Raw genomic sequence first — 13,493 nt, 5'->3', positions numbered from 1 at the left:
ATGCGGGGCGTCAAGAAAACGTAAAAATGTCCGGACCGATCAGGGCTCGCCGAAGCCGAAGTTGTCGTGGACCACGTTCGACTTCTTGGTCATGCGCGGATAGCCGGGCCCGTCGAAAATGATCTTCGTGTAGATCTCGTCGCCGTAGTCGTACGGGGGCTTGTCGTCCTCGTCGAGGTAGTTGACGCAGGACAGCTTCAGGTCGGAGAGGATGAAGAGGCCGCCGCCGTTCCGGTCGGAGATCGCGCTCAGGGTCGCCTTGGGCGCCTTGTAGACGCGGTTGTCGAAGACGGCGTCCTCGGCCCAGACCTCGACGCGGGCCGTCGCGCCGTTGTCGACCAGATACCGCGCCTGGGCGTTGGTCATGCCGATCTTGCCGACGGTGAGGACCCGGCACTCGGTGCCGCTCCCCGTGATGGTCAGCCGGGCGGTCAGCTTGCCGGGTTCGTCCGCCGCCAGGGCGGGGGTGGTGAGGGCGATCACGGCGACGCCGAATGCGGCGGCCGCGCTCTTGAAGGAGGTCATGCCCGCACGGTCGGCCGGTCGGCTTGCGACCGGCTTGACATCCGGCGACCGCACCGCCCGATCACCGCCGTGACCTGCTGATACGTGCTGAACCACTTCCGTCGGGCCACTTCAGGCATTTGACGGGACGGGGATGCGGCCGACGACGAACGGCAGCTCGAAGAGCATCGGGGGAGTCAGCGTGATGCCGGTCAGGTCTTCGGTCCACGTGAAGACCGGGCCGTCGTTGATCTCCGGCCCGTCTGGGAACAGGGCGTCGGAGCGGGCCAGGATCGAGGCGAACGCCTCGGGCACCACGCCCCACCCCGTCGGCGGCTCTCCACTCTCCGGGTCCGGGTCAGGGTCGCCGCTGATGAAGCCGTCCTCACTGTAGAAGCCGAACTCGATCCGGCCGTCTTCGGCCCAGCGGAAGTCGTAGATCCCCGTGATCTCCTGCAGATAGTGGGAGACCACCCGGGTGCCCGCCGACAAGGGCCTGATCATCTCGGTGTCGACGCCGATCGCGCGGTCGTCGACGGCCAGCGTCCAGTCACCGATGGAGGCCACGGCCAGAAACGCCGTGGTCCTTCCATAGCTGCCGGTGAATGCCAGATCGTCGAAGGTTCTGGGAGAGAAGGTCGCGATGTCGCCACCCCAGCGGGCGACGAGGTCGGCAGGGGCCAGGCCCCGGACATAGGTGAAAGTGGCGCTCTCGGCATATTGGGCCAGTTCTCGATACATGAGCCGCATGATCGCAGCACGTACCGACGGATCAGGCGAACGGATAATCGCGCAACGCCTGCTGGAAGGCCCTCTCGGCGATCGGCACATACTCGGAATCGGTCGCGTTCGCGGAAAGGGCCACGGTCACCGGCAGCGGCCCAGGGGCCGAAGGGAGCGCGTTGCGCGCCGCGCGCGGCAGCCCCCACAACTCGTCGCCGTTGGCCACCAGGCAGGCGACCCCGAGGCCGGCCTTCGCGGCGGCGCGCAGCCCGACGAGCTCCGGCCCTTCGTAGGCCACCCGCCACGGCACCTCTGACGCGTCGAGCGCGTCGACGATGCGCCGCCGCAGCGTGCACGGCTCGGTGAAGAGGGTCAGCGGGAGCGCCGCGCCCTCGCCGTGGGCGGGGCGGCCGAACCAGTCCATGCGCATCTCGCCCAGCTGGTGGGCGGGCGCGGCGACCGGCTCCGACTGGAGCAGCAGCGCCAGGTCGAGCTGCCCCGACGACACCTGGTTCTCCAGCGACTCGCTCAACCCCGTCTGCACCCCGACCTGCACGTGCGGCAGCCCCCGGTTCAGCAGCCGCAGGATCTCCGGCAGCGCCTCGGCGAGCTGGTTGACCACGCCGATCGTCAGCCGGGCGGTGCCCGACGGCGGCACGAACCGGCCCACCGCCTCGTCGTTGAGGGCGACGATCCGGCGCGCGTACCCGAGCAGCTCCTCGCCCTCGGTGCTGAGCTCCAGGCTGCGGCCGGTCGAGGTGAAGATGGGCCCCTTGACGAGACCGCCGAGCTGACGGATCTGCTGGCTCACCGCCGGCTGGGTCACGTGCAGCGCCTCGGCCGCCTTCCGGAACCCGCCGAGCTCGACCACGGTCACCAAAGCCCTCAGCCGATTGATTTGCAGATCGTGATACATGCGTTTCCCTCAATAAGGCAGATGGACGCCTGACGGCGTACGCGTGTCGATGTCCCGGACCGTCCCGGGCCGCGGCCGCTTGGGCCGGCGTATTCGAATGCGATTCACGCGGCTCAGCCTAGAAGCGCTTACATCGCACGGTCTTCATCCGGTTTCACGATCCCGATGTGAAAATCTCACACCCGGCTCGTGAATCGATGACTATGGCCGCCCGGCCCGCCTCCGCAGAATCGAATGCATGACCACGATGACTCACGCGGACGAAGACTGGCGTTTCGCCGAACTGGTGATGCGGGCGTGGACGGAACCCGACCTGGCCGCCCGCTACGAAGACGACCCGGCCGCCACCCTGGCCCAGTTCGGCATCGACCTGGGCGCCGACGACGCGCCCCCGCTCTCGGCGGGCGGTGACCCCCTGCAGATCGCCGACCTGACCAAGCCGTCCCTCATGTCGGCGAAATGGACGTATTGCGGATGAGGGTCGGATTCAAGCGGCACTGGCGTGCGGTGACCGTGCCCGGTGACGGGGTCTACCTGACCTCGGCGCGGGCCACGGTCGCGCTGCACGGCGACCACATCGAAGAGGTCGCGCCCCTGCTCGACGGCAGCCACGACCTGGCCGGCCTGCACGAGCGGACCGGGCTCGGCGCGGCCGACCTGGGGCGGCTGCTCGGGCGGCTGGCCGAGGCCGACCTGGTCGCGCCGCAGACCGACGAGAAGACGTCGCCCGAGGTCGCCGCGTACTGGGACCTGGCCGGGCTCGGGGTGCCGCACGGCACGGTCGAGGTGATCGGCGACGCGTCGCTGATCGGTCCGATCCTCCGTGACCTGGGGTTGCGCGTCGGTGACCAGGGGCCGGTGCTGGTCGTCTGCGACGACTACCTCGATCCGGCGCTCGCGTCGGTGAACGCCGATCGCCTGGCCGACGGCCGGCCCTGGCTGCCCGTGGCGGTCGACGGGCCCGACCTGTGGATCGGGCCGGGGTTCCGCCCGGGGGAGTCGGCCTGCTGGGAGTGCCTGGCGGCCCGGTTGCGGATCAGGCGGCAGGCCCCGCTCGCGCTCGCGCCGCCCGCCGCCCTGCCGCAGACGACGTCGATCGGGGCGCAGCTGGCGGCCCTGCAGGTGGCGCGGTGGCTGGCGGGCCGGGAGCTCGACACGCTCTGGACGTTCGACCCGCTCACCCTGGAGGCCGCACACCACCGGGTCACCAGGAGGCCGCAGTGCCCGGCCTGCGGCGACCCTCGGACCCGGCCGGCTCCGGTCGAGGTCACGTCCAGGCGCAAGGCGCACGCCCACCGGTCGGCCGGGCCGCAGGAGACCTGGGACCGGTACGTCCACCTCACCGACCCCGTCACCGGCGTCGTCGACCGGGTCCGCCGCGATCCGCGCGCGCCCGCATTCCTCAACAGCTACCTGTCCGGCCGCAACCTGGCCCTGCCGGTCTCCGGCCTGCGGGCCGACAGCGGCGGCAAGGGCGGCACCCCGATCGAGGCGAAGGTGGGGGCGCTCTGCGAGGCGGTCGAACGCTACTGCGGTTCCCGTCTGGGCGAGGAGCACGTCGTGCGCGACTCCTACCGGGGGCTGGGCGCGGCGGCCGTCCACCCCGACGACGTCCTGCTCTACGACCCGCGCCAGCGCGCCCCCTTCGACGAGGGCGCCGAGACGGAGTGGACGCCCCTGTTCACCCTCGACGGCCGCAGGCGCTACCTGCCCACCGACCTGCTCTACTTCTCCGAGGGCGGCCAGGCCGACTCCAACGGCAACGCCGCCGGGTCGTCGATCGAGGACGCGATCCTCCAGGGCTTCCTCGAACTGGTCGAACGGGACGCCGTCGGGATCTGGTGGTACAACCGGACCCGCCAGCCGGAGGTCGTCCTCGACGACCCGTGGACCGCCGAGCTGCGCGCCGACTACGCGGGGCTGGGCCGTGACGTGCGCGTCCTCGACCTGACGACCGACCTGGGGATCCCGGCCATGGCCGCCGTCTCCACGAAGGGCGGCGAAGAGGTCATGCTGGGGTTCGGCGCCCACTTCGACCCCGCGACGGCCGCCCGCCGCGCGCTGACGGAGCTCGGCCAGCTGCTGCCCGCCGCCCAGGACATCGACATGCGCCCGTGGTGGGGGCGCGTGTCGGCCGCCAGCCATCCGTGCCTGCTGCCCGAGGGGGTGGCGGCGCCCCGTGCGTACACCCCGAACGACGACCTCAACGACGACATCGACCTGATCAGGCCCTTCGACCCGTTGATCCTCGACCAGACCCGGCCCGACATCGGGGTGCCGGTGGTCAAGGTCGTCGTGCCGGGGCTGCGGCATTTCTGGCCGAGGTTCGCCCCGGGCCGGCTGTTCGACGTCCCCGTCGCGCTGGGCCGGCTCGACCGGCCGACCGCCTACGACGACCTGAACCCGGTCGCCCTGTTCATGTGAGAGGAGCCGACATGCACGACACGCTCCCCCCGTTTCCCCTGTGGTCCTTCCGCGAGGACGTCCTCGTCGAACCCGACCCGGACCAGGGTGTGATCGTCGTGCACTCGCGCTGGGAGGACACCGTCCTCCCGATGCCCGCCCCGGCCGTCGTCGCGGCCATGCGCCGGATGAGCCTGGGGCCGATCTCGCTCGGCAACGTCATCAGGTCGGGCGCGGAGCGGCGGGCCCTCGGCGCGCTGCTCGACCGGCTGGGGCACCTGGTCGTGCGGTCGTTCGGCGTCGACCGGGAGCAGCCGCTGATCTCGGTCGTGCCGCTCACCCCGCAGGCGGGCTTCCACCTGCCGGAGCGGCCGCCGGTCCAGCCGGTACGCCTGTCGCGCTTCGCCGTCCTCACCACCGACGGCGGCAACTACCTGCTGGAGTCGCCGCTGTCGCAGCATCGGGTGATCCTGCACCGCGCCGACGCGATCGGTCACCTGGGCGCGCTGATGCGCCCGACCACGGCCTCGGAGGCGGGGCCGGAGACCAGGTCGGTGATCTCCTACCTGATGGCGGCCGGGATGGTCGTCGAGGCGGTGCCCGGCGACCCGTTCCAGCGGGTCGAGTTCGCCGAAGACCGCGATCCCGCGCTGACCGCGTGGACCCCGATCGACCTGATGTTCCACACCCGCTCCACGCTGGGCCGCCACGACCAGGACTTCGGCGTGACCTATCCGCTCGGCGAGCACGGCAGCGTCGAACCGGTCGTGAAGGAGGCGGCCGAGGGCATTCCGCTGCCCCGGCCGTCGTGGGACGACCTGGCCGCCGACCCGCCCTTCTCCGCCGTCGTCGAGGCCCACCGGCCGGCCCGGTCGTTCTCCGGCGAGGAGATGACCCTCACCGACCTGGGGGCGCTGCTCTATCGCACCGCCCGGGTCCGGTCGCTGACCGGCTCGCCGTCGACCGAGGCGACGGCCACCACGAGCGACCGCCCCCATCCGACCAGCGGCGACTGCCACGAGCTGGAGCTGTACGCCGTCGTCGACCGGTGCGCCGGGCTGGCGCGCGGGGTCTACCACTACGACCCCTATCACCACGGCCTCACCCCGCTCGACGGCGATCCCGACGAGCTGCTCGTCTCGGCCAACCTGCCCTCCCCTCCGCCGGTGCTGCTGATGGTCACCGCGCGGTTCCGGCGGCTGTCGTGGAAGTACAACGGGCTCGGCTACTCGCTCGTGCTCACCGACGCGGGTGCGCTGGTGCAGACGCTGTCGCTGGTCGCGACGGCCTTGGGGCTCGCCGGACGCCGTCTCGACGGGCCCGACATCGAGGCGTCGGCGCACGTGTTCGGGCTCGACTGGCGGACCGAGTCGAGCGTGTGCGGCTACGCCGTCGGCCACCCAGAAAACGGCTCGGCGGACGACGGCTATCCGGTCAACGACGCCGACTGGCCGATGCTGGCCGCCGCCCTTCTCGCATAAGGCGATATTTCCTGGTTAGTGAGGGCCCGTGGTGTCGTTAGGGATACGGCCCGGACTGATGGCGCGTGCCGTCATCGGCGCCGTGCTGTTCGGGTACACCTTCAACTCCCTGATGTTCGTCTGGGGCGAGGGACTGCGCGACTGGTCCCTCGTCGCCTTCGCGGCCTGTCTCCTCGCGGGGTTCGGGCTCCAGCTCGTCCACTCGACCCGCGACGTCCTGTCGTGGCCCGCGCCACGCAAGGCGGTGACGCTGTCGGCGCAGGCCGTCGTCACGTTCGCGCCGTTCGCCTGGGCCGGTCCCCAGGCCGGTTCCCTCGCCGGGTTCCTGGCCGGCTCGATGCTCCTCGCCGTCGCGGGTCCGCTGCGCTGGGCCCTGTACGCCGCCGTCCCCGCCGCCATGTCACTCGCGCTCACGTGGATGGGCATGGCCACCGTCGACGTCGTCTACGGCGCTTACTTCACCGCGCTGACCGGGTTGATGGTCTACGGCGTGAGCTCGCTGGCGTCACTGGCGCTGACCGTCCACGCCGCCCGGGGCGAACTGGCCGGGGTGGCCGTCGCCCAGGAACGCCTGCGGGTCGCCCGTGACCTGCACGACCTGCTCGGCTACAACGTCTCCGCGCTCACCCTCAAGAGCGAACTGGCCTACCGCCTGCTGCCCGGCTCGGCCGAACGCGCCCGCCGCGAGCTGCGCGACGTGCTGACGCTGTCGCGCCAGGCGCTCGGCGACGTGCGGGTGGTCGCGGGCGGCAGCCGCCCGATGTCGCTGGCCGCCGAGGCCCGCTCGGCCGAGTCGATGCTGATCGCCGCCGACATGGACGTCGAGGTGCGGCTGGCGCCCGGCCCCTTGCCGGAGGAGGTCGACACGGTTCTGGCCATCGTGCTGCGCGAGGCGGTGACCAACGTGCTGCGGCACAGCAAGGCGCAGTACTGCCTGGTCGAGACCTCGCGGGAGGGCGACCACATCGTGCTGCGAGTGGTCAACGACGCCGCCGACGTCGGCGGCCCGGCGCCCGGCGGAGGAGCGGGCCTGGACAACCTGTCGGCCCGCGTCGAGGCCGCCGGCGGCGTCAGCACCACGAGCCTCGACGGCGAGTGGTTCACCTTCACCGCCGAGGTCCCGGCGGAGGGAACGGCCCCGCCGGTCGCCGACGACCCGGTGACGTGGACGGTCGCGCAGATCACCGGCCAGCCCTGGCACCTGCGGGTGGCCCGCACGATCGCGGTGGTCGTGCTGCTCGGCTACGGAGTGCTGATGGTCGTGAACGTGCTCGGTCAGCACCCGGGGGCGCTGAGCCTGCTGGAGTCGGCCCTCTGCGCGGCCGTGCTGGTCGGCGTCCAGATCGCCCTCTCCCTGGGCTTCCTCCGCCGCGCCGCGTTGCCGATCCAGGCGGTCGCCACCTACCTGCCGCTGCTGTGGATCGGCGCGCCGTGGGGTTCCATGGGCGGCTTCCTGGCCGGCACGGCGCTGATGGTCCTGCCGGGCGTCTGGCGCTGGGGCTGCTACGCCGCCGTCGGCGTCAGCGTGTCGGCCCTGTCGGTCCTGCACGGCGACGCGGGGGAGTGGACCGCCTACCTCACCCTCTCGACCCTGCTGACCGGCCTGGTCGTGTACGGCATCGGCGAACTCTCCGGCCTCGTCGCCCAGGTCGACCAGGCCCGCGACGACCTGGCGCGCGGCGCGGTCACCCGGGAGCGATTACGGGTCGCCCGCGAGCTGCACGACCTGCTCGGCCACGACCTGGCCGCCATGACGGTCAAGAGCGAACGCGCCTACCGCCTGCTCCCCGGCTCGGGCGACCGGGCCCGCGCCGAACTCGCCGACGTCCTGGACGTGGCCCGCCGCGCCGTCGCCGACGTCAGATCGGTGGCCAGCGGCTACCGCCACATGTCCTTCACCGCCGAACTCGACTCCGCCCGCGCGACCCTGGCGGCGGCCGGGGTGTGCGTCCGGGCCGAAGCCCGCGACGTCCCGCCGGAGTTCGACGCGATCCTGGCGGTCGTGCTCCGCGAGGCAGTGACGAACGTGCTGCGGCACAGCGCCGCCGCCCACTGCGAGATCACCTTCTCCGACGGCTCGCTGACCGTCTGGAACGACGGCGTCATTCCCCTGCTGACCCCCGCGGAGCCCGGCACCGCCCTGGATGACCTGGCCGTACGCCTGGAATCCGTCGGGGGTTCGTTGAAATATGAACGAAGTGCCGGAACGTTCCGGCTAAAAGCCGACATCCCATAATGACGTTCTGTCAAGAATGTCGGCATTGCCTATTTGCGTAACCTCGGTACAAGATTCATTTTGACCTTTTGGACGGGCCGGGGGAATCGACGTGCTGACGTTACGGATCCTCCTCGCCGAGGACGTGCGCATCGTCCGGGGCGCCCTGGCCGCCCTGCTGGAGATGGAGCCCGACCTCACCGTCGTGGCCCAGGTGGGCAGCGGCGCCGACATCGTCCCGGCGGCCCTGGAACACCGCCCCGACGTGGCTGTCCTCGACGTCGACCTTCCCGTCATCGACGGACTGTCGGCGGCCGAGGAACTGCACGCCAAGCTCCCCTCGTGCCGCACCCTGATCCTCACGGGCCTGGGCCGCCCCGGCACGCTGCGGCGCGCGCTGTCGGTCTCGGTGTCGGGCTTCCTGCTGAAGGACACCCCGTCGGAGCGGCTGGCGCAGGCCGTACGGGAAGTGGCGGCAGGCAGAAGGATCATCGACCCGCAGCTGGCGCTGACCGCGTGGGACGTCGGCGACATCCCCCTGTCGGGCCGCGAGATCCAGGTGCTCCGCCTGGCGGCCGGGGGAGCGGAACCCCCGGAGATCGCCGCCCAAATGCACGTTTCGGTCGGAACGGTACGCAACTATCTGACCAAAATCGTCACCAAGTTGAACGCCCGGAATCGCGTGGACGCGATACGCATAGCCACGGAAGCGGGCTGGATCTGAATTCCAGCCCCGGTTATTCTCGCCACGGGGTGATAGGCGATGACTTATACGCTATTGCGCGGAAATTTCGTGATCAGATATCCCGATCTCCCGCGCCAGGGTCCGGAACCAGACGGTGACACGATCAAGTTCCTTCCCGACACACCGGCGCTGGTCGAGGCGCTCCCGCGCCCTTCGGGCACGTCGCCCGACCTGAACCGGCGCGGCATCTCGGTCCGCCTGGAGGCGATCGACGCCCTGGAGACCCACTTCGAGGAGACCCACCAGCGCCTGGAATGGGCCTGGGCCGCCCGCGACCGGCTGCTGGCGCTCCTGGGCTTCACCGGAGTGGAGTTCTTCGACGACCTCCCGAACAAGGTCAGGCGAGCCGACCAGGACGCGATCCGCGGCTACGTGCTCTCGAACGGCGTCGACGCGAACGGCCGCCTGATCGCGTTCGTCTACGCGGGCGGCACCGACACCCCCGACGGCGCCCCCGTGTTCCTGACCCCGACGCTGGCCGGCGCGTCGGCCAACCGGGCGCTGCTCGCCGAGGGCCTGGCCTACCCGGCCTACTACGCCACCCTCCCCGCGGAACTGCGCGACCACCTGGCCGTCGTCTCCCGGGCGGTCCGCCCGGCCACGGGCTTCTGGCCCTCCGCCGACGGCCACCCGGGGCGGCCCGCGACCGTCACCCCGGAGAACCTCGACGAGACGGTCATCTGGCCGAAGCTGTTCCGGCGGCTGGTGCCCTACTTCGCGGCCGGCTTTTCGAACTTCGACCAGTTCGACACGTGGCTGCGCGCCGACCCGGTCCATCGCGACGACGCGGTCTGGCTGATCGGGAGACAGGAGCGCGGCAACCTCCACGACGTCGTGCGCGCCTCGGGCGACACGATCGAGCTGACGGTCTGGCCCGAGGACTTCGTCATCGCCCCCGACCCGGCGACCGGCCCGACGACCCCGCCCTCGGCGGTCACCGGCGACCTGGTCATCGTGGCCGCCCTGCCCAACCCGGCCGGGGCCGACGCGGGCGCCGAGAAGATCACCCTGCTGAACGTGACCCCCGACCCGATCAAACTCGACGGCTGGCACCTGCGCGACACCTCGGGCAACCGCACGGGCCTGTCGGGCGCGGTCGAGGCGGGCGACGTCAAGGTCGTCAAGGTGAGCCGGCTCGACAACGGCGGCGACTCGATCATGCTGGTCGGGCCGAACGACGTGGTGATCGACACGGTGACGTACAAGAAGGAGCAGGTCAGGAACGGCCGCACGATCGCGTTCGGCCGCTGACCTCGATCAACGTCGTCTAGGGTGGAGCCGTGGCCATGGACATCGGTATCCTGCGGCTCGTCGTGCGTGAGCTGGCGGTTCCGCCCTACCACGTGTCGAGGGTGTCGGTCGTCCCCGAAACGGTCGACCGCCGCGAGAACGACGCCGAACACTCCTTCGCGCTGGGCCTGGTCGCCGTCGTCGTCGCCCCCCTGGTCGACCCGACCCTCGACCAGGGCCTGCTCGCCAAGTACGCCCTCATCCACGACCTGCCGGAGATCTACTCCGGCGACGTGTCGGTCTACGCCGACGCGGGCGACCTGGAGAAGAAGGAACTACGCGAAGAGGAGGCCAGGGAGCGCATCCGGGCCGAGTTCGGCGACCGTTTCCCCTGGCTGATCGACGACCTCTACCGCTACAAGAGGCTCGACGACCCCGAGAGCAGGTTCGTCTACGCCCTCGACAAGCTGCTTCCCCACATGACCACGCTGCTGGGCGACCGCCACCCGGTGAAGCCGACCTGGGAGGCCTACAAGGTCACCGAGCAGGTGGCCAGAGGCAAGATCGGGGCGACCTTCCCGGCCCTGCTGCCGCTCTTCGAGGAACTGTGCGCCGAGTTCGCCCTGCGCCCCGAGTTCTTCGCCGGTGAGATCACTTCTCCCCACGCGAGATGACCACGGTCGACAGCGCCAGCAGCACCGCCCCGGCGATCGCCGGGATCAGCCGCCATTGCAGCGCGACGGTGCTGCCCAGCACGGCCGGCAGCGCCACCAGGATCGCCCCCAGCCCGCTGGCCCCGAGCCGCAGGGCCAGCCGCGACCGCGACCGCCGCACGACCACCGGGAACCCGGCGTTGGTCGTCAGCCGGTCGGCCGAGAGCTTGACCGTCACCCGCGCGAGCGCGTCGAAGCTGAGCACGGCCGGCTGCAGCCAGAACTCCACCGAGTCGTAGCGCAGCGCGACGTCGTAGGAGTCGTCGGAGGAGATCCGCAGGTAGGTGCCGTCGGTGGCGCAGGTGAGCTGCTTGGGCGTCTCGGAGTAGTCGGCGGAGAAGAAGTTCACCCGGATCTTCACCGGCTGCCGGTCACTCACGCTCAGCTGCCCCGAGGCGTCGAACTTGATCGTCTTCCCGCCGGGGGTCCGCGGCGGTTCGACCCGGACGAAGTAGGACTTCGCGAACTCGTCGTGCTGCGCCAGCCGTCGGGCCACTCCCAGCCACGACTGGGGTTCGGGCTGGGCCGGTTCGTGGCAGCGGAGGTCGGCGAACTGGTTGGCCGCCGGGAAGTAGTGCTTGGCGTTGCGCTGGATCAGCGTGTCGACGAACCGCTTGCCCGCGGCCCTGATCTCGGCGGCGCCCGAGGGGAACTCGTCGAGACACGGGTAGTCCTCGACCTGCAGCCGGAACAGCACCACGTCGGCGACCGATTCGGCGCTCACCACGGTCGCGAACCGCACGGGCACCAGGAAGGGATCGTCGGTCTCGACGTCGGCCACGAACGCGATCAGGCAGCGGGTGCCCATCACCGTCTGCCCGGCGATCTTCTCGCGCAGCCGGGGGGCGACGTACTCGGCGTCGTAACGGAACTGGATGACCGCGCCCCTCGGCAGCGCCAGCGCGCTGAGGATGTCCTCGGCGTATCTCCGCCTCTGGTTCGACGACAGCAGGAGCACCTCGGGGCGGACGCCGGGCATTCGCGATTTCCTCATGTTGATCCTGAAAGGGGCGGCGATACCCTAACGCCGCGGCCCGAGCCTGTCATCGAGAACCAGGAATCGCGGCCATACCCGATCGGTCGGTAACGCGTCGAGCGGCAGCCGCGACGTGGGCTCGTAGTGGATCCCCCGGGATCGTAGTTCTTCATGAGGACCCGTGATCACCCTGACGTCGTTTCCCCGGGCCTGGTCGCCGGTGAGGTCGATGACCGTTCGCCGAGGATCGGCGCCGTCGCCGATCTCGACCCAGCAGTGGTGGTCGACGTCGCCGACGCCGGCCGCGTCGAAGCTGAGCCGACCGAAACAGTACGTGGGTTCGACGCGCAGATCGGTGCGGAGTTTCCGCGCCAGCCACACCGACGCCACTCCGCACTGGCCACGCGGATCGGCCTCTTCGCGCGGAATCTCGAAGTACTTCGGATGGGCCGTCGAATCCGACCAGTGATTCTCCAGCAGGGCCCGTTGGCCGCTCAGCCATTCGTGCCATTCGGTCGACGAGAAATCGATCGAGGAAGGGTGAACGGGGTCGACACGTGAATGGACTTCCGGTGGGATTTCGACCAGCCCGTCCAAGGCCGCGACCTCGGTTTTGGCCGCTGTCGGCACGCCCAGGATCATCAGCACGTTGTTCGGGGTGTCGAGCCGTTGCGGGAACAGCTTCCGGGAGATCCGCCGGGTCTGGAAGAAGCCTCTCCGGTCGTAGGCGTAGGTCACCGGCGACGACGCGATGGCGCGGAATCCGGCGGCCCGGAACGACGTGCCCTCGAAGCCCAGCATCGGGTTGAAGGCCGTGATGACGAACCGGGTGTCCGACCTCTCCTTGATGGCGCGCACCGCCCTGCCGATGGTGAGGCTCATCAGGTTGGCCGGGATGCCGGCCAGGCCGTGCATGCGGGTGAGGACGAGGATCTCGTCGTGGTGGGCCTTCAGGCCGTGCCCGGCCAGGGCGTCCATGATGTACTGCCGGTCGCAGCGGGAGAACGCCACGTAGGTGAGGGGCATGGTGGCCCCGGGCAGGTGGAGCCCGAACTGGTAGAGGGTGTCGGCCCGTTCACTGCGCAGGTAGTGGAGCCGCGACTGGATCTGGTGGCCGACGGCGGGCTTCACGTCGTCGAACCGGAGCGTGGTGCGGTAGTCGTCGGTGAACGACAGGCTGAGGTCCCTGCGCACCTTGTCGACGTTGAGCAGCACCGACGCGTGCGCCTGGTACGCCGCCTCCCGTGCCGACTGCTGCTCCTCGGCGGCCCTGATGATCGCGTGTACGCGGATCGCCTCATAGGCCTTCTCGGGGGAACCCAGCGCCGCCCGGTCGAGGCGCGGTAAGTGGAGCCGCACCTGAATCTCGAACGTCCGCGCGGGAACACCGATCGTTTCGGCGTCTTCTTCGATGTGAGGCCGCATCGCCGCAATGAAATTCTCGATATCGCGATCAGCCAATGGTGCGTTCATGGTGATGTGCACATTCATCTCCCGTATCCGCCACCGGCCCACAGGATAGAACGCATGCCTGACCGTGTCAGGACGTTATTCGATTCACCGGGAATGGTGGCCCGAATTACGGGC

General features: G+C 70.3%; 12 protein-coding genes. 7 read left to right on the top strand and 5 right to left on the bottom strand.

The genetic code is table 11. The annotated features are described in order from the left end of the window. Positions 1-39 precede the first annotated feature (39 nt). The 3 genes from FDA94_RS12245 to FDA94_RS12235 form a co-directional block, all read right to left on the bottom strand. Entirely contained in the window at positions 40-525 is a 486-nt protein-coding gene (locus tag FDA94_RS12245; protein WP_137247181.1) for a hypothetical protein, read from the bottom strand. 111 nt (positions 526-636) lie between these two features. Beyond that, a complete protein-coding gene (locus FDA94_RS12240; RefSeq protein ID WP_137247180.1) occupies positions 637-1,245 on the bottom strand; it encodes a DUF6461 domain-containing protein in 609 nt (202 codons plus the stop codon). Positions 1,246-1,276: 31 nt separating this feature from the next. Beyond that, positions 1,277-2,143 carry a LysR substrate-binding domain-containing protein gene (locus FDA94_RS12235; RefSeq protein WP_137247179.1) on the bottom strand — a complete coding sequence of 289 codons (867 nt, stop codon included), beginning with the start codon at positions 2,141-2,143 and terminating at the stop codon, positions 1,277-1,279. A 238-nt stretch (positions 2,144-2,381) separates the two neighbouring features. Here FDA94_RS12235 and FDA94_RS12230 point away from each other — a divergent pair, with 238 nt between their 5' ends. The 7 genes from FDA94_RS12230 to FDA94_RS12200 all read left to right on the top strand — a co-directional run bounded on the left by FDA94_RS12230 (position 2,382) and on the right by FDA94_RS12200 (position 10,891). Next, positions 2,382-2,621 (top strand): hypothetical protein, encoded by a 240-nt coding sequence (locus FDA94_RS12230; protein ID WP_137247178.1) that lies wholly within the window; start codon positions 2,382-2,384, stop codon positions 2,619-2,621. Continuing rightward, on the top strand, positions 2,618-4,567 hold the full coding sequence (locus FDA94_RS12225; RefSeq protein ID WP_212735296.1) for a TOMM precursor leader peptide-binding protein: 1,950 nt from the start codon (positions 2,618-2,620) through the stop codon (positions 4,565-4,567). Before FDA94_RS12230 ends, FDA94_RS12225 begins: the two co-directional genes overlap by 4 nt. An 11-nt stretch (positions 4,568-4,578) precedes the next feature. After that, the gene (locus tag FDA94_RS12220; RefSeq protein WP_137247176.1) at positions 4,579-6,027 is read left to right on the top strand and encodes a SagB family peptide dehydrogenase; all 1,449 of its coding nucleotides are present in this window, start codon (positions 4,579-4,581) and stop codon (positions 6,025-6,027) included. Between the two features lie 58 nt (positions 6,028-6,085). Next, positions 6,086-8,263 (top strand): sensor histidine kinase, encoded by a 2,178-nt coding sequence (locus tag FDA94_RS12215; protein ID WP_137247175.1) that lies wholly within the window; start codon positions 6,086-6,088, stop codon positions 8,261-8,263. 91 nt (positions 8,264-8,354) lie between these two features. Next, positions 8,355-8,966 carry a response regulator transcription factor gene (locus FDA94_RS12210; protein ID WP_137247174.1) on the top strand — a complete coding sequence of 204 codons (612 nt, stop codon included), beginning with the start codon at positions 8,355-8,357 and terminating at the stop codon, positions 8,964-8,966. A gap of 69 nt (positions 8,967-9,035) precedes the next feature. Beyond that, complete coding sequence (locus tag FDA94_RS12205) at positions 9,036-10,238, top strand: lamin tail domain-containing protein (protein ID WP_246059792.1); 1,203 nt, start codon at positions 9,036-9,038, stop codon at positions 10,236-10,238. A gap of 35 nt (positions 10,239-10,273) precedes the next feature. Then, the gene (locus tag FDA94_RS12200; protein ID WP_137247172.1) at positions 10,274-10,891 is read left to right on the top strand and encodes an HD domain-containing protein; all 618 of its coding nucleotides are present in this window, start codon (positions 10,274-10,276) and stop codon (positions 10,889-10,891) included. Here the strand turns inward: FDA94_RS12200 and FDA94_RS12195 are convergent. Continuing rightward, positions 10,869-11,924 (bottom strand): hypothetical protein, encoded by a 1,056-nt coding sequence (locus FDA94_RS12195; RefSeq protein ID WP_170990900.1) that lies wholly within the window; start codon positions 11,922-11,924, stop codon positions 10,869-10,871. The genes FDA94_RS12200 and FDA94_RS12195 overlap by 23 nt on opposite strands. Positions 11,925-11,951: 27 nt before the next feature. Continuing rightward, positions 11,952-13,331, bottom strand: a complete 1,380-nt coding sequence (locus FDA94_RS12190) for a Mom family adenine methylcarbamoylation protein (protein ID WP_137247170.1) — start codon at positions 13,329-13,331, stop codon at positions 11,952-11,954. Positions 13,332-13,493: the final 162 nt, after the last annotated feature.

This window comes from Herbidospora galbida (assembly GCF_005233835.1).
Classification (GTDB): Bacteria; Actinomycetota; Actinomycetes; order Streptosporangiales; family Streptosporangiaceae; genus Herbidospora; species Herbidospora galbida.
This window is presented reverse-complemented; position numbering and strand designations above follow the sequence as displayed.

Bases quoted from the DNA above. Each gene is read 5' to 3' on its own strand.
- FDA94_RS12215 (WP_137247175.1), top strand. From the start codon at position 6,086: ATGGCGCGTGCCGTCATCGGCGCCGTGCTGTTCGGGTACACCTTCAAC.
- FDA94_RS12200 (WP_137247172.1), top strand. From the start codon at position 10,274: ATGGACATCGGTATCCTGCGGCTCGTCGTGCGTGAGCTGGCGGTTCCG.
- FDA94_RS12225 (WP_212735296.1), top strand. From the start codon at position 2,618: ATGAGGGTCGGATTCAAGCGGCACTGGCGTGCGGTGACCGTGCCCGGT.
- FDA94_RS12220 (WP_137247176.1), top strand. From the start codon at position 4,579: ATGCACGACACGCTCCCCCCGTTTCCCCTGTGGTCCTTCCGCGAGGAC.
- FDA94_RS12190 (WP_137247170.1), bottom strand. From the start codon at position 13,331: ATGCGGCCTCACATCGAAGAAGACGCCGAAACGATCGGTGTTCCCGCG.
- FDA94_RS12235 (WP_137247179.1), bottom strand. From the start codon at position 2,143: ATGTATCACGATCTGCAAATCAATCGGCTGAGGGCTTTGGTGACCGTG.
- FDA94_RS12230 (WP_137247178.1), top strand. From the start codon at position 2,382: ATGACCACGATGACTCACGCGGACGAAGACTGGCGTTTCGCCGAACTG.
- FDA94_RS12195 (WP_170990900.1), bottom strand. From the start codon at position 11,924: ATGAGGAAATCGCGAATGCCCGGCGTCCGCCCCGAGGTGCTCCTGCTG.
- FDA94_RS12245 (WP_137247181.1), bottom strand. From the start codon at position 525: ATGACCTCCTTCAAGAGCGCGGCCGCCGCATTCGGCGTCGCCGTGATC.
- FDA94_RS12240 (WP_137247180.1), bottom strand. From the start codon at position 1,245: ATGTATCGAGAACTGGCCCAATATGCCGAGAGCGCCACTTTCACCTAT.